This window comes from Proteiniphilum sp., assembly GCF_040307845.1.
Lineage (GTDB): Bacteria > Bacteroidota > Bacteroidia > Bacteroidales > Dysgonomonadaceae > Proteiniphilum.
Genome location: NZ_JAWRIS010000061.1, coordinates 190589 through 212552, shown reverse-complemented (window position 1 = coordinate 212552; position 21964 = coordinate 190589). Strand labels below are relative to the sequence as shown.

The following is a 21964-nucleotide window of genomic DNA, read 5'->3' as shown; positions in this document are numbered from 1 at the left end:
CATGAAAATCTATTTCTTAATCACATTCCTTTGCATCTTTTCAGTATCAGCTGAGAACATCTACTCTCAGTCCAAAACGGTCAGTGCCGAACTGAAAAATGTCACACTAAAAGAGGCATTTCGTGAATTAGAAAAAAGCAGTGACTATCTATTTCTCTTTATGGATAATATAGAGAATGGTCTGTCTAAAAACGTAAATGTTTCCCTCAACAACAAATCCATGAACGAAATACTGGATTTGTTGTTGAGAAATACAGACCTTACCTACTCCATCGTCAACAGGCAGATCACCATTTCCAGGAAACCAGGTACCGCTGACGAGGAGAAGAAGGGAGAAGAGACTACCACAGTCAAGGAGGTACAACAAACCGGTAAAACCATTACGGGAACGGTGACGGATATGAATGGCGAATCCATCATAGGTGCCAATATCGTTGAAGAAGGCACCTCCAATGGCACCATCACCGATATCAACGGAGGGTTCACGCTGAAGGTGACCACCAATGCCACCATCCGTATCACCTATATCGGTTATTTGACCCAAATAGTGAATACAACCGGTAAGACAAGTTTCAAAGTCATTTTACAGGAAGATACAAAAGCTCTGGAAGAAGTGGTGATAGTGGGATATGGCTCACAGAAAAAAGCCAACCTTACCGGTGCGGTCTCCTCTGTGAATGTGGGAGAAACGATGGGTAGCCGCCCTATTCCGGATTTTGGTAGAGGGTTACAGGGTACAATTCCAGGTCTCTCCGTTGTGGTACCAAGTGGAGAAGTAGGGTCTAGTCCAATCATGAAAATCCGCGGACAAATTGGATCTATCGCCGGGAATAGTGACCCACTTATTCTGGTAGACAACGTAGAAGTACCTAATATACAAATGATCAATCCGAATGATATTGAATCCATATCAGTACTGAAAGATGCCGCTTCCAGTTCTATTTACGGTTCAAAAGCTGCTTTCGGCGTGATTCTTATTACCACCAAAAAAGGTGCAACCACTGAAACCACGAATATCACCTATTCATCCAATTTATCATGGCAACAACCCTTTAAAAAGATTGATATTGCAGGAATAGACGGTCTCGAATACACACTGGAAGCCCATGAAAATATGAAGGCTTCCGGACCGGCTGGTGGATTTTGGCGTGTCAATAGGGATAGTTTTGATAAAATTAAAGAGTGGGATAAAAAATACGGGAAAAGCGTAAAGTGGAACGATCCGATTATTTACGGAAGGGACTGGATCTATGACGGTACCGATAAATATGGTTACAGAATATACGATCCGGTAGAAGCAATGGTCAAAAGTTCTGCTTTTTCACAGAATCACAATCTTTCGCTGAATGGAAAACGGAAGGATACCAACTATAACCTTAGTTTGGGCTATTTAGAACAAGAAGGTATGATGAAACCGGCGCAGGATGACAATTTCTCCCGCTATACCGGGAATATGAACCTCTCAACCCAAATAACCGACTTCCTGACAATCAGAGGAGGTGCTATGTATTCCGATGCGACGAAAAAATATCCTAACTCGGCGACAGGATTTACCGCCGATCCCTGGCTGTATCTCTATCGTTGGAGTAGGTTATTTCCCACGGGCGCGATGGAAAACGGAGAAGAGGTACGTGATCCCTACTTCGACACAAAAAATGCACATACCGCAGTGGACAGAAAGAAATATACAAATCTAACGCTCGGAACTACGATAAACCTTACCAGCAATTGGGATGTGATTGTGGACTATGCTTACACCTCACAAAATAATTCAATTCAAAAATCAACCCCGACATTTGCGGCGAGAGAGCCATGGTACACTCCCGTGGCATGGAATGACGAGGAGGGAAACCGGATCTACGTGGACGAAAATGGAAAACCGACCGACACGGATGGAATGCCCGGCTATAGGCTCCCATGGGTAAATTATGTGACTTCGGACAAAAGTTACTACTATCAATCATCATTTAATTCCGACAGGCATACACTCAATGCCATTACCAATTATGACCTGAATCTTGCCGATATGCATCAGTTCAGATTTATGCTCGGCACCAACGTTGTCAGTTATAAATGGAACAGTTTCTGGGGAAATCAAACGGAATTGATTGATGAGAATAATCCCCATTTCGAATTGGCAGATGGAACGGAAACAACCGGTGGAGACACTAATTGGGAATCCCAAGTGGGATACTTCGGACGTGTCAATTATTCATTTATGGATAAATATCTTTTCGAAGCGAATTTGCGTTATGATGCGACTTCAAAATTCCCGTCACATTTACGCTGGAAATGGTATCCTTCATTTTCCGGAGGATGGGTCATTTCTAACGAATCATTCATGCAGGAACTCGATCCGGTATTAAGTTTTGCGAAGATAAGAGCATCATGGGGTTCCATAGGTGACCAGTCAGTAAGCAACAGTCTTTATCTGGCCATGATGGATATTGAAAAAAACACTTGGTTAACCGCAGATGGAAAACAATATTCCTATTTGACTACCCCTAATGCCATATCGGCAGGTATTACATGGCAGGACATCGAGTCGTTCAACCTGGGACTTGACCTTCGCTTCTTTAATAATAGGCTGGGATTTGTTTTTGAATGGTTTCAACGCGATACAAAAAATATGATTATTGCCGGTGAAGCACTACCGGCCACTTTTGGAGCGGGTGCGCCTCAGGGAAATTATGGAAACTTGCGCACAAAAGGTTGGGAAATCGCGGTTGATTTCAACCATCGTTTTTCCAATGGCCTCCGCATCCAAGTGAATGGAAACATTTCAGATGCAACTACCAGAATAACCAAAGGGGCAGACTGGAATACCCCGTGGGAAAATCGTCTTTTGTCCAATAACTATGCAACCGGGAAACGTTATGGCGACATCTACGGATATGTGACAGACCGACTTTATCAAAAAGATGATTTTCTGTATGATGCAAACGGTAATATCATGCAAACCAATATCATTTGGCAAGGAACGTCAAAACGCACGAACCAGTTAGCCGGAAACAATCCGGTGTATCAAACCTATTTCGAAGATGGAAACCAAACACTACTGGTGAGTCCCGGAGACGTGAAGTTCGTCGACGTGGATGGAGATGGTTACATCACCCCTGGAAAAAATACATTTGGAGACCCCGGTGATCAGGTAGTGATCGGAAATTCAACCCCTCGGTATGAATTTGGACTCCGCTTAGGAGCCGAATACAAAGGATTCGATGCTGCATTGTTTTTCCAAGGTGTGGGAAAAAGGAAGATCTGGGGCGCCGGCCAATTGGCTATTCCCGGATTTCACGTGAAAGATGGTGCCATGCCACAAGCAATCGCCAAAAATTTCTGGAAAGAAGATCGCACCGATGCTTTCTACCCCCGCGCATGGAACTTGAATGGTGAAAATGAAGGATTTGTCATGAGAAAACAATCCCGTTATATGCTGAATATGGCATACTTGAAACTGAAAAACATTACGGTGGGGTATACATTACCTAAAAGTGTATTAAAAGATATTTACCTCTCAAATGCACGTATCTATCTGTCTCTTGAAAATTTCCTAACGTTCGACAAATTAAAAGATTTACCCATTGATCCTGAAGCGATCTCCGGAAATTCGATATTGGCTCCGGGAAATAACAATTACAATCTGGGACGAACAGGTACCTCCAATCCATCATTCAAATCAGCATCATTCGGTGTTCAAGTAACTCTATAATAAAACGAAACAAGATGAAACAGAAAAAATATATACTACTCATCGCCGTTATCAGCCTGTTCCTAACAGGATGTGAAGATTTTCTCGACAGGCCACCAAAAACGAATATGAACGACGAAACAACTTGGGTAAATGAAAAAAATATCCGGCTTTACGCCAATAAATTTTACCCGGGCTTTTCAGTGAGCGGAACTTTCTATCCCGGCTTTTTCATGGGATATGGATCAGGATGGACAAACAGCTACTCTCCCCTGTTAGGATATACATTCAGCGACGATGTTGTCCACAACGGAAATCAGGGAAACTTCACCCGCTCAGTCCCCAATAGTCAGGTATGGAGTATGGTGGTGATCCGTTCCATCAATATCATGATTGACAGAATTGAAAATAAAATGGGTAACGTGCTTACCGAGGAAGAATATACCCATTGGATGGGGATCGGACGCTTTTTCAGGGCAATGAGATATTCCGAACTGGTCCTTAGCTACGGCGACGTGCCTTATTACGATCATGTGGTGTCGGATACCGATATGGACGATCTATATAAACCCAGGACACCCCGTAACGAAGTGATGGATGCAGTCTATGACGACCTGCAATATGCATTTCAAAATGTCAGGATCAATGATGGAGAAATGAATGTAAACAGATATGTGGTTGCAGGATTCATCTCCCGTATCGCACTCCATGAAGGAACCTGGCAAAAGTATTATTATAAGAACAATGACCGGGCAAATAAATTCTTACAATTGGCCATAGAAGCCGGCGACTACGTTATAAACAGCAACAAGTATGATATAGTCACCGAATTCAGGGAACTCTTTACATCGGAGGATCTAAAAGGCAACAAGGACTGTATCATGTATCGGCATTACGATCCGGCTGTCGGAGTTACCCATAGTGTAGCATCCTACAATAATGTGTCGGAATCCATCAACTATGGCCCTACTGCCAACCTGATCAAATCATTTATCTTGAATGACGGAAAAGTCTGGCAAAATTCAACGATGGATGGGGCTAAAAATTTTGAGTTGGCCAATGTGATCAAAACACGTGACCCGCGATTTGAAGGCACTTTTTACGACAAACCGACCTCTAAAAATCGAGGTTCATACTGGTATGTCAACAAATTTCTGCCAAGGAGCGTCGCTAAATCGGTAGAGGCAGGGAATGCCCCTCCCGTTGAATTTACCAGTATCAACAACCGTACCGATTATCCCGTACTAAGATATGCCGAGGTGCTTCTGAACTGGATCGAAGCCAAGGCTGAATCAGGATCTTCAACTGTCACACAGGATGATCTCAACAAGACAATCAATAAGATCAGGAACAGGCCAATTGCTCCTGAAGCTGAAGCCATGGGGGTACAGAAAACAGCACCACTGCTGTTGGCTGAGTTACCAGACGATCCCGCAAGAGATATTGACGTATCACCCCTGTTATGGGAAATAAGAAGGGAAAGACGTATGGAGTTTGCTTTTGAATACTCCCGTATCGCCGATCTGGAACGCTGGTATAAGTTGGAATACATGGATACAGATAACAATATTGATTTACTGCACGGTGGATGGGTGAATTTCCCGAAAGAAGCCACAAGTGAATTGACTACCGGAAACACTGGTAAGTTTTCGATAATGAAATTGAATGGAGAAGAAGTCACGTACAACGGTGGAAACAACAACGACATGGTAGGGTTTTACAGAACCTCTTCTACGAACGGACGTCAGCCATTCCTGAACCAGGTGAATATCAACCCATACCTGTCTCCGGTAGGAAGAACACAAATGGATGATTACGCCAGTAAAGGGTATGTGTTGCAACAGACCGAAGGATGGCCACAAAATTAATCACATCTTAAAATAGACCATACAATGAAAATAATCAATCATATATCAAAAAGCGGATTCTTTTTCGCTTCGTTATTCATGATATTTTTGCTGTCATGCGGTGAAGATTTCCCTGAAAACGTGGAATCGGACAAATTTGCCGTCTTGAAATCAATCAAGATACTCAATGCCGGAGTCAATGGTACTACTGTAGTAGAGGGTACGGTGGACGAAAACTCAAAGAGAATCTCTTTTCCCAGAGTTGATCCGGAGACGGACGTCTCTGCCATACGCTTTGAAGTAGAACTCTCCGATGGTGCCAAATTGGATAAAGAGAGCTACAGCTTCAATTTTGAAGAGGGACAGGATGCCAATACAATTGTGGTGAAAGTGGTCAACGAACCCAGATTCCGGGAATATTTCGTCACATTGAGATTGAACGTGCCTGTGTATGGTGCCGATTTTAACAAACCCGAAATTATCGACCATACAAACAATGAATTAGGTAACCCGATTTATCCCTATTTCGCCTCCTCATCAACCAGAGGATCCGGATTTGATGGCAAGCATGTATTGATTGTCACCCGTAATGCCCTGGGACCGTCGCATCTCCTGGATGTGAACGACCTGAAGAATAACGAGATCAAGCCCATTCCGTTAGATCAGACTGGAGTGACAGGCGGTACTTTTGCGGTGAATCTAGGGGCACAGGCACATGGACATACCTATATCGCCAATTTATCCGGCGGTCTTGTTTCTCCGTTAAAAATCTACCACTGGACCGATCCTTCCGAAGCGCCACAGGTAATTGCCAATATCGACAAGAATACGATTCCCGGTGCAGGAGCACGCCACGGTGACAACCTCTCGGTAAATGTAGATGAGGACGGAAACGGTTATATCTATTTTGGAGACAATGCAGTAACACAGATATTACGATTTAAGATCACTAACTTTACCGAGATTTCGGAGCCAAAAATACTGGATACACAACCCGGTTTGGGAGGATTCATGAATATAAATCGTATCGGGAACACTGACCAGTACCTGCTTACCGGCCACGAAGCCCCTATTATGGTGACCAATGCCGATGCTTCCGTAGCATATAAAATGGCCAATAGTTCCATTCCGATCAGGGCGTCAGATCCAAGAATCGTCTATTTTAACGGTGAACGCTACCTGATGGCGGTTACAGCAGCACGCGGAGGCAGTGATCCTGTGGTAATGTATGTATATGATATCACCCGGGGAGCTTCTATCACTGAAGCGCTGGAAATATTCGAATCAGAGGCAAAAACGCCTATTTTCCAATATTCCCTACTTGGAGCGGTAAACGCTTCTCCTTCTACCCAAACAGGCTGGTATGTCACTAAAGACCGTGAAGGGAACGATGATAAACTAATGCTTTATGGAGCCTCGAATGACGCAGGATTTGTAATTGTTGAGTTTCCGAAGAAATCACTCGATGATTAGGGCTGAAATGAACATACCCTAAGAAAAATTACTTTGGCGGTGTAACGCCGCCAAAGTAATTTTTTATCTATTTTTCTGGCAATACTATTATAAAACTTGAATCATAAAATTTCACGGCAATGAGGAAAAAAATTTACTATTATATTATTTTTCTGCTCTCCGCATATGTAATTTCCTGTAGTGATGATGGACCGGGTAGCGATGGCAACCCCGATGGGCCGAACCCCATACCAACCGATGAATTAGTCTTTCCTAAAAAGGAAATGCGAGCCGTATGGATTACTACGGCCTGGGGGCTGGACTGGCCCATGACCCAATACGGTGTAGAGGCGCAAAAGAACCAATACATACAATATCTCGACAAGTTCAAAGAGCTGAATATAAACACCGTCATCTTCCAGGTGAAACCGATGGGAGACGCTTTCTATAACTCTCCTTACGAGCCATGGAGCCTGTCCATCACCGGTATAAGAGGAAAAGATCCGGGATATGATGTGCTGCAATTCCTGATAGAGGAGACACACAAGCGAGATATGGAATTTCATGCATGGATGAACCCCTATCGTATTGCTACCCGTGCCAATAACGGTACCGCCTATCCGACATTACATGCCTCGGTTAAACCCGAATGGGTGGTCAGCCACGAAAAGATACAGATATACAACCCGGCGCTACCCGAAGTAAGGCAACGGTTGGCTGATATCGTAAAAGACCTTATCACGAAGTATGATGTCGACGGAATTCATTTCGACGATTACTTTTACCCTGATCCCTCGTCTGCCGGAGCAATGGTTTCCGACGTATCCGACTATCAGAAATACGGGACAGCATACAGCTCTATTGAAGATTTCAGAAGGGCCAATGTGGATATTGCCATCAAGGATGTACATGGGGTGATTGCGACCAATAAGCCCGAAATAGTCTTCACAGTTTCGCCTGCGGCAGATCCCAAATACAGCTTAAATACCCTGTTTGCCGATGTGGCCAAATGGTGTAAGGAAGGATGGATAGATGTGGTGATGCCACAGTTATACCAGGAAATTGGTAACTCCTCTAACGATTTCCAGGAGAGATTGAATTGGTGGACACAATATAACCATACCGCCGTACCCATGATTGGACATGCCCTCTATAAATTCGGAGATGGAACAAGTCCATCTGCTTTTCAATCGACCCTCGAATTGCAACGCCAATTCGACCTGTCACGTAGAAACAAAAAAGTGATGGGAAATGCCATGTATAGCGGGAGATTCATACTTTCTAATCCCATAGGTATTACCAATAAATTGGCAGAGATCTATAAAACTCCGGCGGTGATTCCGTTTCTGGGACGTGAAGTTGCACCCGCCCCGACAAAGCCTCAAAACGTGAAAATCGAAAACGGACAATTGACATGGAACAAGCAGGGAAATGTAAGGTCTGTCATTTATCATTTCCCCGACATCAAAAAAGAGGGAATTGTTTTGTCGATCACAGACCAGACGAGCTTCCCGATAACCGCCAAGGGATACTATTGTGTGACAAATATCAATACGGACAACAAAGAGAGTGATCCATCAGAAATAGTAAAAAATGGGATATAACACAATTATATTTAATATCTTTGTCGTGACTATTTAAAATGCCCGTATGAAACGAATAAATCTAATATTGGCTCTGTTTTGGATAGTGTTGGCAGGCTACTCCCAATCATCATGGATACGTGTCAATCAGGTTGGTTATCTGGAAGAGGATGTGAAAGTGGCCGTCTGGGTCAGCAAGGAGAATAACAGCATTAGCGAATTTCAGGTGATGGATATGGCTACCCAAAAAGTAGTGTTCACCGGATCAACTACCGATATCCGGGACACGGGAAAACAGCCGGCATTCCAGTCATCGGCACGGCTTAACTTCACGGCACTCAAAACGCCCGGAACCTATATCCTGAAAGCAGGCGAGACTGCATCCGTTCCTTTCCGTATCGGTAACGATATATACGCCGGGACAGCGGATATCCCATTACAATACATGCGTCAACAACGGTGCGGATACAATCCCTTTCTCAAAGACTCCTGTCACACCCACGATGCCATCTCCGTGGGCGATCCCGGCGGAAAACGCGACGGACTCCCTTTCAACACTGTCGGCGGATGGCATGACGCGTCGGATTACCTGCAATATGTGACTACATCTGCCAACGCTGTTTACCAGATGCTCTTTGCATATAGCCGGTATCCCGAATCGTTTGGAGATAATTATGACGCAAACGGAGATGAAGGGGCGAACGGTATTCCCGATATCCTGGACGAAGCCAAATGGGGATTGGACTGGTTGGTGAGGATGAATCCCGACGCCGATACCTATTTCAACCAATTGGCCGACGACAGGGATCATGTGGGATTTACTTTGCCCAATGAACAGAAGGTCGATTATGGCTGGGGAGCGGGAAAAGAACGCCCCGTCTATTTTGTCAGCCCCAAACCACAGGGGCTGTTCAAGCATAAAAACAGAAGTACCGGAATGGCTTCTACCTTAGGGAAATATGCCTCTTCGTTTTCATTGGGTGCTCAATTGCTGTCACCTTATTACCCTGAATTCTCGGCCCTGTTGGTACAAAAAGCCGGGGATGCTTATAAAAAAGGGGTGGAGAATCCCGGAGTTTCCCAAACCGCACCCGGGGGAGCACCTTATTTTTATGAAGAGGATAATTGGGCCGATGATATGCAGTTGGCTGCCATGGAAATGTACAAATCCAGCGGACAAAAAGAGCATCTCACACAAGCGGTCAATTACGGCAGGCTGGAACCTGTCACGCCCTGGATGGGTGCCGATTCGGCCCGCCATTATCAATGGTACCCATTTGTAAACCTCGGCCATTATCATTTAGCAGTACAGCAAAATGATCCGCGCGCTCAAAAAGAATTCATACGAAACATGAAAACCGGCTTGCAGCGTGTGAAAGAAAGGGCTGAAGGGGATGCTTTCCTGAACGGGATACCCTTTATCTGGTGCTCCAATAACCTGACCGTCGGTTTTATTACCCAATGCAGGTTATACCACGAAATTACGGGGGATGATTCGTTCCTTGAAATTGAAACTGCCATGCGCGACTGGCTGCTGGGATGTAATCCATGGGGAACCTCCATGATTGTGGGATATCCCGAACAGGGCGATACCCCCGAAGATCCCCATTCCGCATTTACACACCTCCACCAAATACCCGTCACGGGAGGCATAGTAGACGGTCCCATTTACAACTCTATTTTCAGCAACCTGATCGGTATCTATCTGGCAAATGAAGACAAATATGCCGGTTTCCAATCGGATTATGTGGTATACCATGATGATTACGCCGATTATTCTACCAACGAACCGACGATGGACGGTACCGCCTCACTGACCTATTACCTGGGTTATTTGAGTGCGCAGGCGAAGGGTTTGGAGAGAGTCGCCGGCGGCATTGTACGTGGTGGTCAATCTAAAAAACAACTGTCTCTCGTTTTTACCGGACATGAATACGCCGACGGCGCCAGGACGATACAGAAAGTACTGAAAAAGAATAATGTAAAAGGCACATTTTTCCTTACAGGCGATTTCTACAGGAAGTACCCCGGAATCGCACGGGATATTCAAAAGGATGGACATTATCTCGGCCCCCACTCTGACAAGCACCTTCTGTATGCCGATTGGCAAAAGCGTGATTCCTTGTTGATTTCACAATCTGATTTCGAAAAAGACCTCAACAATAACTATGGAACAATGGAAAAAATCGGCTTGAAAATTGATTCTCCACGCTATTTTATGCCGCCCTACGAATGGTATAACCGGCAAATCAGCGATTGGGCAAAAAGTATGGGTGTGCAAATAGTGAATTTCACACCGGGAACAACATCCAATGCTGATTATACTACGCCTGAAATGAAAAATTACCTCTCCTCGGAAAAGATTTATGACAATATTTTGGCTTATGAAGTGAAGAATGGGTTGAACGGATTTCTCCTCTTAATCCATATAGGGACAGATGCGAAACGGACTGACAAATTGTACAACCGGCTGGAGGATCTGATAAAGGAGTTGAAAAGGAGAGGATACGAATTCAAGGATATAAATACGCTATTAAACAATTAAGAAGATAAAATAATCGTATGAAACGATCGGTTTTTATTCTGTTTATGCTCGCCATATCTTACGCGGTTTTTTCTCAAAATCATGTCGATGACTCTTTGAAACAAAAGCTGGATAGGTCGCTTACCAACATTTACAAGGAAATACTCTTGCGTCCGGGTCGAGTGACGGTGGACAGTATTGCACTGAATGAGAGAAAGAAAAGTATAGAGCTGCATACCAACCTCTCGCTATCCTATCTCCCGATGCGGGAAAATACCGTGCTGCATATCTATGATAGCGTGCGTTACCATCTTCCGGCGGCACAAAAAAAATACACCATCAGTGTCTTCTCCGACGGGCAGGAAATCAGCCATCTGATTCCTAACTATTTCCGCGATAATCAGAAAGACAAGAACAGGATGATCGCGCACAAGGTGAAAAAACCGCTCGTATCCAATATCTCTTCACCGGCTGGGGATTTCGACAAAGGGCTGCTGAATAATCATATCGCCCTCTGGCAAAGCCATGGTTGGTATTACGAGCAGAAACTGGGGCGATGGGAATGGCAGCGGGCGCGTATCTTTCAAACGGTGGAAGACCTCTACACCCAGAGTTACGTGCTACCGTTCCTGGTACCGATGCTTGAAAACGCCGGAGCCAACGTGCTGATGCCCCGCGAACGGGATTACAATAAAACGGAACTGATCATAGACAATGACAACTTTACAGGAGGGAACCGCTCCGGCCGGTCAGGCGAATCAGGTAAATCAGGAGAACCGGACGGCGGATCAGGCCGATATGGCGATTCTCGATATAGGGAAATCAACGGAAAGGAACCATGGCAAAACAGCAGTTTAGCAGGCTTTGCCAATCCCAGAGATATCTACCTCGATGGGGAAAATCCGTTCCGGATGGGAACAGCCAGACAAATCAAAACAATAACCAAGGGGGAGGAAAGCCTTGCAGAGTGGCATCCCGACATTCCCCAAAAGGGGAAATATGGTGTGTATGTTTCCTATCAGACAATGAAAAATAGCAGTGAAGATGCACTCTACAGCGTATACCATGCGGGTGGAAAAACCGATTTTATGGTCAACCAGCAGATGGGTGGAGGTACCTGGATTTTTCTGGGATATTTTCAATTCGACGAGGGTCCCCACCATAAAATCACTCTTTCCAACAAAAGCAGCCGTGCCGGGAGGATAGTCACGGCAGATGCGGTAAAGATAGGTGGAGGAATGGGAAATATGGGGAGGCCCGAAATCAGCGGTTACCCCCGTTATACCGAGGGGGCTCGTTACTGGATGCAGTGGGCAGGCGTACCGGACAGCGTATATAACCGCACCGAAGGGAAAAATGATTATACCGACGACTATGCATCGCGCGGAGCATGGGTCAACTGGCTGGCAGGTGGATCGCCGGTATTGCCCAAAGAAGAGGGACTCAATATCCCGGTGGACCTGGCTTTTGCTTTTCATACCGATGCGGGCACTTTCTGGGGTGATACTATCGTCGGCACGCTCGGTATCTATATGACGCAATTTAACGACGGGCGGTTCGAAAACGGCAAGTCGAGATGGGCATCACGCGATCTCTCGGAGTTGATAATGGACCATATCGTGACCGACATACGGCGCGAATTCGAACCGGAATGGACCCGCCGGCATCTTTGGAACCGTTCCTATGCCGAAGCAAGGATGCCTAACGTACCGACCATGTTGCTGGAGCTGTTATCGCATCAGAACTTTGCCGATATGCGCTACGGGCTGGACCCTTCCTTCCGGTTTACGGTAAGCCGCTCCATCTATAAAGGGATGCTACGGTTTCTGGCAAGCCAATACAACCGCCCTTATGTAGTGCAACCCCTGCCGATAAAAGAGTTCAGTGCCTCTTTTTCTGGCGATACCGAGGTGGAATTGAAGTGGCAACCTTCTCCCGATCCGGTTGAACCGTCGGCAACTCCTTCCCGGTATATAGTCTACACCCGGCTCAATGGCGGAGGCTTCGACAATGGTGTTATCGTAAATACCCACAGCTTCCGCACAACCATACAAAAAGACTCTATCTATAGCTTCAAAGTGGTCGCGGCGAACGACGGAGGGGTCAGCTTTCCGTCGGAAATACTCTCCGTATGCCGTAAAACCGGTCAGAAAGGAGAAATCTTAATCGTCAATGGGTTTACAAGGGTTTCCGCCCCCTTCAGTTTTACTACTTCCGGGGACAGCATTGCCGGTTTCGCTGGCAATATGGATAATGGCGTCCCTTATATCTCCGACCATCATTTCATAGGCCATATGCATGAATTCCGTCGTGTCATCCCTTGGATGGACGACGACGCGTCGGGCTTTGGCGACAGCGATGCGAATTACGAAACCACTGCCATTGCCGGCAATACCTTCGACTACCCCTTTATCCACGGACAGGCTTTTGCTGAAGCAGGGTATTCATTTGTATCCTCATCCGCAGCTGCTATCGAAAAGAAAGCCGTATCTTTACAATCCTATAGTATTGTGGACTGGATACTGGGTAAACAGCGGGAATGGTCGTTGGCACGGGGAGCAAAGCTGCCGCGATTCAAAACGTTCTCCAAACCTAACCAGGAAATTATCACCGATTACTGTAACGATGGCGGTAACATCATTGTCAGCGGCGCTTTTGTAGGTACCGACCTGTGGGATAACCCGTTCGCCACGCCGGAAGACAGGGAATGGGCACAAAACACCCTCAAGTACAAATGGCGAAACAATTATGGCGCAGTAACGGGAGAGGTCAAAGCTGTGATCTCGCCTTTCCCTTCGGTGCAAGGCAATTGGTCCTATTATAATACACTGAACAGCGAGAGTTATGTGGTGGAATATCCCGATGCCATCGAACCGGCAGATGAGAATGCCTTTACCGTATTTCGTTATTCGGAGAATAACCTGAGCGCCGGAGTCATATATAAAGGGGAACAATACGGCGCTGCCATTCTGGGATTTCCCATTGAAGCGGTAAAGAATCAAAAAGACCGCAACCAATTGGTGAAAGGGTTGGTTGAAGCTCTTTATTAATTGAAAATTGAAAATTGAAAGTGAATTTTCTTGGGAACGAGGGCAGAAGCAAACTTGTTTGCATTATGCCGAGAGACGACAGAAAATCTACGTAATGAAAAGTGAAAAATGAAAAGTGTATTCTTCACTTCTCAACTTCAGACTTCTTTTCTAATTAGACACATTGGCATATTAGTCACATTAAGTATATTATGAAAACGATAAACGCTTTTATTCTTTTTACGCAACCGGAACAAGCAAAGAAAACAGTGTCAGCACTCCAACAATCGGAACTGATACAAAAGATTTTTCTGCTTACTCCCGATGAAACAGTTACAATCCCGGAAGGTTGTGAAAAGATTGTTATCGACAGGCTGCAAAGCACGGAGACGATCAGGAAAATCGCCGGTAAATCCAATAGCGACTACTCACTCATCTATCAGAAACCGTCCGTGCTGAAACCGGGATACTTCGCCCTCGAGCGGATGACACGCATCGCTGAAGATACCCGGGCGGGGATGGTCTATGCCGATTACTATGCCATCACGGACGGCGAGAAAAAGAATCATCCTGTGATCGATTATCAGGAAGGAAGCCTGCGCGATGATTTCAATTTCGGATCACTACTGCTCTATAATGCAAATGCTTTGAAAGAAGCCGCAGCAAGGATGAACGAAGACTATCAATTTGCCGGATTATATGACCTGCGCCTCAAGGTATCGCAACGCCATCTACCGGTGCATATCAATGAATACCTTTACACCGAAATAGAAGAGGACACACGTGCCTCGGGAGAAAAGATATTCGATTACGTAGATCCCAAAAACCGGCAGGTGCAAATCGAGATGGAACAGGTTTGTACCCAACACCTGAAAGACGTGGGAGCTTACCTGGCACCCCAATTCGACGAAATCGAATTCAATAAAGACCATTTCGAATACGAAGCCTCTGTAATCATTCCCGTGCGTAACCGTGTAAAAACCATTAAAGATGCTATCACTTCCGTGCTGAAACAAAAGACTGCCTTCCCTTTCAATCTCATTGTAGTGGATAACTATTCTACCGATGGCACTACGGAGGCTATCGACAAATTCAAAGAGGATGAACGACTGAACCATATTATCCCGGAAAGGGATGATCTGGGGATAGGAGGATGCTGGAATCTGGGCGTACATCACCCGAAATGCGGTAAATTTGCCGTACAGCTCGATAGCGATGATGTATATAGCGGAGAAGATACGCTGCAAAAAATTGTCGACGCGTTCTACGAACAACAATGCGCTATGGTGGTAGGCACCTACCGGATGACCAACTTCGATATGGAAGAAATTCCACCGGGCATTATCGACCATCGCGAATGGACGCCCGATAACGGCCGGAACAACGCCCTGCGCATCAACGGGCTGGGAGCCCCCCGCGCTTTCTATACACCTGTGCTGCGGAATATCAAGGTACCCAACACCAGTTACGGTGAAGATTACGCCTTGGGACTGAACATCTCCCGCCACTACCAGATAGGCCGCATTTATGATGTGCTTTACCTCTGCCGTCGTTGGGAAGACAACAGCGATGCGTCACTCGACATAGTGAAAATGAATGCGCATAACCTTTATAAAGACAGGATCAGGACATGGGAATTACAGGCAAGGAAGAAAGTGGGAAGGTGGAAAGGTGGAGACAGGTGCCTAAGTGCCTAAGTGATTAAGTGGTTAAGTGGTTAAGTGGTTAAGTGGTTAGGTCGTTAAGTGGTTAGGTCGTTAAATGGTTAAGTGGTTAGGTGAAATTGGTAATTAGTAATTGGTAATTGGTAATTGGTAATTTAAATATGAGTGAACCATTGATTCAGGTAGGGATATTATTGAGACAGCAGAAAATTGATTTTTCGTTGCCTGCCGGTTATAAGCTGAATGGAGAAGAGATGCAGCCGGGAAATTATTCGGTTGAAATGGCTGATGGGAAAATCCTTTTCAACGGGCAGATATCCGATGAACTTATTTTCGAAGCCGGCGACCCGCATCATAACGCTTTCGGGCTAAAAAACGTGATCATCGGCGTGCAATTCCACTGGGAACGCAAAGAAGACCAACACTTTTTAGGCAGCCTGAAATTTATTATGGAAAACGGTAATCTCTCGGCGATCAATATCGTTTCATTAGAAGACTATCTCACCAGTGTGATCTCATCCGAAATGAGCGCTACCAGTTCCGAAGAACTGCTGAAAGCACATGCAGTCATCTCCCGCAGCTGGCTGCTGGCACAGATAGACAAAACCCGATCGCTTGAAAATGCCGGCACCGGTTACCAAACCTCATTCGAAACCCCTACGGAGATAGTACGCTGGTACGACCGGGAGAATCACGCCCGGTTCGACGTCTGTGCCGACGACCACTGCCAGCGTTATCAAGGAATTACCCGCCAATCCACGGAACTGGTAAAGAAAGTGATCCGGGAAACATGGGGAGAAGTACTCCTCCATGACGGTGCCATCTGTGACGCCCGCTTTTCAAAGTGTTGCGGCGGCGTGATGGAGACATTTGAAAACGTGTGGGAACCCAAGGCACATCCCTATCTACAGGCAAAACCAGATTATACCGAAGGTTCACCCCTACCCGACCTGACCATTGAGGAAAATGCGGAGAAATGGATCCGCACCTCTCCCCCCGCTTTCTGTAACACACAGGATGTAACTGTATTAAGGCAGGTGTTGAATGATTATGACCGGGAAACATCCGATTTTTACCGATGGACGATAACCTATTCGCAGGAAGAGTTATCCACCCTTATCAGACAACGCTCCGGCATCGATTTCGGAGAAATCATAGCCCTTCAACCACTCGAAAGGGGCACTTCAAGCCGTATTATCCGCCTGAAAATCATGGGTACAGAGAGGGTGATGACAATCGGCAAAGAGCTGGAAATACGGCGCACCCTATCGAAGTCGCATCTTTATAGTTCCGCATTCGTTGTCGATACGCGGGATGAAGATGATAACGGCATTCCGCAGACATTCATCCTCACCGGTGCCGGATGGGGCCACGGCGTGGGGCTATGCCAGATCGGAGCGGCCATCATGGCGGAAAAAGGATACAATTATCAACAGATATTGACCCATTATTTTCCGGAGTCTGAAATAATTACTAATTACCAATGACTAATTATGGGCTATGAATCATATTGAAAAGGAAAATATTATATTGGACAAGACATATAACTATGCAATTAGAATTGTAAAATTATATCAATATCTATGTAAAGAGAAAAAAGAATTTGAATTGTCTCGACAGATTTTACGTAGTGGAACGTCTATTGGTGCAAATGTCGAAGAATCAATTGGAGGACTTTCCCGAAAAGATTTTCTGGCTAAATTAGGTGTATCTTATCGGGAAGCCCGTGAAACCCGTTTTTGGTTGAGAGTATTAAGAGACACCGATTACATCTCTCAGGAACAAAGTGATAGTATGTTGGAGGACCTGGAAGAAATCATTCGTATTATCACGGCAATTCAAAAAACGACAAAAAGTAATATCTAATTGGTAATTAGTAATTGGTAATTAGTAATTGGTAATTGGTAATTTAAAAAAGATGAATACAAAACGCAATCCCTGGGCATGGATACCCACCCTCTATTTTGCCGAAGGCTTACCGTACGTAGCGGTAATGGTCGTTTCCGTCGTCATGTATAAACGCTTCGGACTGTCTAATACCGACATAGCCCTCTATACCAGCTGGCTCTACCTTCCATGGGTCATCAAACCGTTCTGGAGCCCCTTCGTGGATATCCTGAAAACCAAACGGTGGTGGATCATATCCATGCAGTTGCTCATCGGCGCCGGATTCGCGGGGATCGCCTTTACCCTCCCCGCCCCTTTCTTCCTGCAAGCATCACTGGCTTTCTTCTGGTTGATGGCTTTCAGCTCCGCCACCCATGACATTGCTGCCGACGGTTTTTATATGCTGGCGCTGGACGATTCACAGCAATCGTTCTTTGTCGGTATCCGCAGTACCTTTTACCGCCTCGCCTCCATTACCGGACAAGGATTATTGGTGATCCTGGCCGGATTCCTCGAGAAAAGTACCGGCAACATCCCTTATGCATGGAGCATCACTTTTTTCATCCTGGCAGGACTATTTATCGCATTCTTTGCGTGGCACCGGTTCGCACTGCCCCGTCCTGCGAGCGACACGGGAAAAGCAGCCCACACTCCCGGGGAGGTGATGAATGAATTTGTCAATACATTCAAGACCTTTTTCATGAAAAAGGGAATCGGACAGGCAATCGCTTTTATGCTATTGTACCGGCTTGCCGAGGCTATGTTGGTGAAATTGACCTATCCTTTCCTGCTCGATGCACGTGAAGTGGGAGGACTGGGACTGAGCACACAGGATGCGGGAATAGTATACGGTACCGTGGGAGTAATCGCCCTTACCCTGGGAGGAATCGTCGGTGGAATTGTAGCTTCCCGAAAAGGGCTTAAATACTGGATATGGCCCATGGCATTGGCGATCACACTTCCCAACCTGGCCTACCTCCTCCTGGCTATATACCAGCCGGAGAATTTCATTTGGGTGAATGTGGCAATAGCTCTCGAGCAATTCGGTTACGGGTTCGGATTCACGGCATATATGCTCTTTCTGATCTATTTCTCGCAAGGTGAACACAAGACAGCGCATTACTCTATTTGCACGGGATTTATGGCATTGGGCATGATGCTACCGGGTATGGCCGCAGGCTGGATACAGGAGCAGTTGGGTTACGTGAATTTCTTTATCTTCATCGTAATAGCCATTATCCCGACTCTTATACTGATTCCTTTCTTAAAGATCGACAAAGAGTTCGGGAAAGCGAAAAACTAATGAGCCAATATGAATAATGTGATGATGAAGCTAATATGCCAATCCCGATAAATCGGAACAACTTGTCCCGGCAGGTCGGGAGGTAGTGACCAATGAAATGTCTTGATGACCGCACTATTGTTTTTAACATAACTAATTAGTAATTAATAACTGGTAATTAGTAATTGGTAATTGGTAATTAGTAATTAGTAATTAGTAATTGGTAATTAGTAATTAGTAATTGGTAATTAGTAATTGGTAATTAATAAAAAGATATGAATAAATTCTTACTATGCATAGTATGGGGCCTGCTTGTCCCTTTGACTTCTTCCGCACAAAAGATACACGTAAAGACGGGAATCGAAGTGTTGAAAGAATCCAATTTCAAAGTATTACAAGGGAAACGGGTTGGACTGATTACCAACCCGACCGGGGTGGATAATACCCTGAAGTCGACCATCGATATCCTGCATGAAGCACCCAATGTGGAACTGGTAGCTCTTTACGGTCCGGAACACGGCGTACGGGGAGATGTACATGCCGGCGACAAGATCGAGTCATTTACCGATCCCAATACCGGCGTGCCCGTCCATTCCCTCTATGGAGCCACCCGGAAGCCCACCAAAGAAATGCTGGAAGGCGTGGATGTGCTTGTATATGATATCCAGGATATAGGATGCCGGTCCTATACTTACATCTCTACCATGTACCTGGCCATGCAGGCCGCAGCAGAAAACGACATCGAATTCGTAGTACTCGACCGTCCGAACCCGCTTGGTGGGGTGAAAGTAGAAGGCAACCTGGTGGAAGAGGGTTTCTTCTCGTTTGTCAGCCAACTGCGGATTCCCTATGTCTATGGCCTTACCTGCGGAGAATTGGCGGAAATGATCATCGGAGAAAAGATGATTCCCCAACCTTGTAAACTGACGGTGGTAAAGATGAAAAAGTGGCGTCGTAAAATGAATTTCGAGGAGACAGGGCTACCCTGGGTTCCTACTTCGCCCCACATACCTTTCGCCCACTCAGCCTATTTTTATCCCGTATCGGGAATCTTGGGAGAGCTGGGGTACATGTCTATCGGGGTGGGTTATACCCTCCCTTTCGAAATGTTTGCCGCCGACTGGATCAATGCCGGGGAATTCGCCCGGGCACTGAATGCGAAACGGCTGCCGGGAGTGACTTTCCGTCCTATCCACCTGAAACCGTACTATGCGGTTGGACAAGGAAGCAATTTTCAAGGGGTACAAATATACCTGACCGATTTCCGGGAAGCACGCCTATCGGATATACAGTTCCATGTAATGGAGGTAGCCGCACAACTCTATCCCGACAAGAAAGTGTTCGATCACGCTCCCGAAAACCGGTTCGACATGTTCGACAAAGTAAGCGGCAGCAACTTTATCCGTCTGGAGTTTTCCAGGAACCATCGTTTTGCCGATATTCAGTCCTATTGGACAAAAGATGAAGAAGCATTCAAAAGATTATCGAAGAAATATTACCTTTACAGATAGTAAAAAGTGAATTTTCTTAGGAACGAGGGCAGAAGCAAACTCGTTTGCCACTGTTTTCGATAAGGCAACACAGATGAAAAACTTGTTTTTCTCTGTTGAGCGAAGAAAACATCTGAGTTTACTCGAATATGCCGAGTGACGACAGAAAATCTACGAAGTGAAAAATGAAGAATGAAGAATGAAGAATGAAAAGTGAAGAATGGATAATGAATAATCTGTAATTGGTAATTGGTAATTGGTAATTGGTAATTGGTAATTTAAAATATATGAATACAATAAACGCTCCTCAGCAAAGCAGCCGTTTACTCTCGCTCGACATTCTCCGGGGAATCACCATCGCCGGTATGATCATGGTCAATAATCCCGGTTCATGGAGTTCTGTCTATGCTCCCCTTCGTCACGCACATTGGCACGGGCTTACGCCTACCGACCTGGTATTTCCGTTCTTTATGTTTATCATGGGCGTATCCACCTTTATGTCGCTGCGGAAATTCCATTTCGAACCGTCCAAAGCGGCCATCTGGAAAATTGTACGGCGCACCGTCCTTATTTTCGTGATCGGCCTGGCATTGGGATGGTTCGGACAACTATGCAGGGGACTGGCTTCGGGAGAGCCTTTCACCCAGGCAGCCACCCATTTTGATACCCTTCGCATACTGGGTGTACTGCAACGGTTAGGGCTGGCATATGGTTTCGCAGCGCTGATCGTCCTATTCGTAAAAAGTAAATATTTGCCATGGGTAACAGCCCTGCTGTTAATAGGCTACTTTCTGATCCTGCAATTTGGGAAAGGATTCGACATGTCGGAACAGAATATCATTGCCGTGATCGACAGGACATTATGGGGTACCGATCACATGTACAAAGATACTACCTCATTGGGTGAGCGGATCGCATTCGACCCGGAAGGGTTGCTTAGCACACTCCCCTCCATTGCCCATGTACTGATTGGCTTTCTGTTCGGCAAATTAATCGTTGAGAATAAAGACAATCATACCCGTGTGGAGAAACTGCTGATCTGGGGTACCATCCTCGCATTCGCCGGATTGCTCCTGCAATACGGCTGTCCGATCAACAAGAAAATATGGAGCCCGACCTTCGTCCTCACCACGACAGGGTTTGCCGCTCAACTGTTGGGATTGCTTATCTGGATCATCGATATCAACAAAAAAGAGCGATGGAGCCGGTTCTTTCACGCGTTCGGCGTCAATCCGCTTATCGTATATGTTTTTGCCGGGGTATTCGCTACACTGCTCTCCAATATCAGGTTTACGGTGCGAGGTGAAGCTATTTCCATCAAAGGGTTTGTCTATGAGGTATTACTGCGTCCCTGGGCTGGTGATTATTTCGGATCGCTGCTGTACGCTCTCCTGTTTATCACAGTTTGCTGGCTTTTCGGATATATTCTTTACAAACGGAATATTTATATCAAATTATAGGTGCTTACGGTTTACGATCCCGTGTGTGGTTCGGGTGGAATGCTCTCCGAATCAC

12 protein-coding genes are annotated in these 21964 nt (G+C 45.7%); all 12 read left to right on the top strand.

What is annotated here, in order from left to right:
- The first annotated feature begins 1 nt into the window (after position 1).
- The 12 genes from ABV001_RS15500 to ABV001_RS15445 all read left to right on the top strand — a co-directional run bounded on the left by ABV001_RS15500 (position 2) and on the right by ABV001_RS15445 (position 21909).
- Complete coding sequence (locus ABV001_RS15500) at positions 2–3712, top strand: TonB-dependent receptor (protein WP_352423646.1); 3711 nt, start codon at positions 2–4, stop codon at positions 3710–3712.
- 14 nt (positions 3713–3726) lie between these two features.
- Positions 3727–5559 (top strand): RagB/SusD family nutrient uptake outer membrane protein, encoded by a 1833-nt coding sequence (locus ABV001_RS15495; protein WP_352423645.1) that lies wholly within the window; start codon positions 3727–3729, stop codon positions 5557–5559.
- A 24-nt stretch (positions 5560–5583) separates the two neighbouring features.
- Positions 5584–7011, top strand: a complete 1428-nt coding sequence (locus tag ABV001_RS15490) for a DUF4623 domain-containing protein (RefSeq protein ID WP_352423644.1) — start codon at positions 5584–5586, stop codon at positions 7009–7011.
- Between the two features lie 119 nt (positions 7012–7130).
- Complete coding sequence (locus ABV001_RS15485; protein ID WP_352423643.1) at positions 7131–8594, top strand: glycoside hydrolase family 10-like protein; 1464 nt, start codon at positions 7131–7133, stop codon at positions 8592–8594.
- Between the two features lie 46 nt (positions 8595–8640).
- Complete coding sequence (locus ABV001_RS15480) at positions 8641–11118, top strand: bifunctional glycoside hydrolase family 9 protein/polysaccharide deacetylase (protein WP_352423642.1); 2478 nt, start codon at positions 8641–8643, stop codon at positions 11116–11118.
- A gap of 17 nt (positions 11119–11135) precedes the next feature.
- Entirely contained in the window at positions 11136–14147 is a 3012-nt protein-coding gene (locus tag ABV001_RS15475) for a golvesin C-terminal-like domain-containing protein (protein WP_352423641.1), read from the top strand.
- A 191-nt stretch (positions 14148–14338) separates the two neighbouring features.
- Complete coding sequence (locus ABV001_RS15470) at positions 14339–15823, top strand: glycosyltransferase family 2 protein (protein ID WP_352423640.1); 1485 nt, start codon at positions 14339–14341, stop codon at positions 15821–15823.
- A gap of 128 nt (positions 15824–15951) precedes the next feature.
- Positions 15952–17277 (top strand): SpoIID/LytB domain-containing protein, encoded by a 1326-nt coding sequence (locus ABV001_RS15465; protein WP_352423639.1) that lies wholly within the window; start codon positions 15952–15954, stop codon positions 17275–17277.
- Positions 17278–17290: 13 nt separating this feature from the next.
- The gene (locus ABV001_RS15460; protein WP_323422806.1) at positions 17291–17656 is read left to right on the top strand and encodes a four helix bundle protein; all 366 of its coding nucleotides are present in this window, start codon (positions 17291–17293) and stop codon (positions 17654–17656) included.
- A gap of 52 nt (positions 17657–17708) precedes the next feature.
- On the top strand, positions 17709–18980 hold the full coding sequence (locus ABV001_RS15455; RefSeq protein ID WP_352423638.1) for an MFS transporter: 1272 nt from the start codon (positions 17709–17711) through the stop codon (positions 18978–18980).
- A 254-nt stretch (positions 18981–19234) separates the two neighbouring features.
- On the top strand, positions 19235–20470 hold the full coding sequence (locus tag ABV001_RS15450; protein WP_352423637.1) for an exo-beta-N-acetylmuramidase NamZ family protein: 1236 nt from the start codon (positions 19235–19237) through the stop codon (positions 20468–20470).
- A gap of 266 nt (positions 20471–20736) precedes the next feature.
- Positions 20737–21909 carry an acyltransferase family protein gene (locus ABV001_RS15445; protein ID WP_352423636.1) on the top strand — a complete coding sequence of 391 codons (1173 nt, stop codon included), beginning with the start codon at positions 20737–20739 and terminating at the stop codon, positions 21907–21909.
- Positions 21910–21964: the final 55 nt, after the last annotated feature.

What these genes read in the sequence shown, in the direction of transcription:
- ABV001_RS15500 (WP_352423646.1), top strand. Translation starts at nt 2, where the DNA reads ATGAAAATCTATTTCTTAATCACATTCCTTTGCATCTTTTCAGTATCA.
- ABV001_RS15495 (WP_352423645.1), top strand. Translation starts at nt 3,727, where the DNA reads ATGAAACAGAAAAAATATATACTACTCATCGCCGTTATCAGCCTGTTC.
- ABV001_RS15490 (WP_352423644.1), top strand. Translation starts at nt 5,584, where the DNA reads ATGAAAATAATCAATCATATATCAAAAAGCGGATTCTTTTTCGCTTCG.
- ABV001_RS15485 (WP_352423643.1), top strand. Translation starts at nt 7,131, where the DNA reads ATGAGGAAAAAAATTTACTATTATATTATTTTTCTGCTCTCCGCATAT.
- ABV001_RS15480 (WP_352423642.1), top strand. Translation starts at nt 8,641, where the DNA reads ATGAAACGAATAAATCTAATATTGGCTCTGTTTTGGATAGTGTTGGCA.
- ABV001_RS15475 (WP_352423641.1), top strand. Translation starts at nt 11,136, where the DNA reads ATGAAACGATCGGTTTTTATTCTGTTTATGCTCGCCATATCTTACGCG.
- ABV001_RS15470 (WP_352423640.1), top strand. Translation starts at nt 14,339, where the DNA reads ATGAAAACGATAAACGCTTTTATTCTTTTTACGCAACCGGAACAAGCA.
- ABV001_RS15465 (WP_352423639.1), top strand. Translation starts at nt 15,952, where the DNA reads ATGAGTGAACCATTGATTCAGGTAGGGATATTATTGAGACAGCAGAAA.
- ABV001_RS15460 (WP_323422806.1), top strand. Translation starts at nt 17,291, where the DNA reads ATGAATCATATTGAAAAGGAAAATATTATATTGGACAAGACATATAAC.
- ABV001_RS15455 (WP_352423638.1), top strand. Translation starts at nt 17,709, where the DNA reads ATGAATACAAAACGCAATCCCTGGGCATGGATACCCACCCTCTATTTT.
- ABV001_RS15450 (WP_352423637.1), top strand. Translation starts at nt 19,235, where the DNA reads ATGAATAAATTCTTACTATGCATAGTATGGGGCCTGCTTGTCCCTTTG.
- ABV001_RS15445 (WP_352423636.1), top strand. Translation starts at nt 20,737, where the DNA reads ATGAATACAATAAACGCTCCTCAGCAAAGCAGCCGTTTACTCTCGCTC.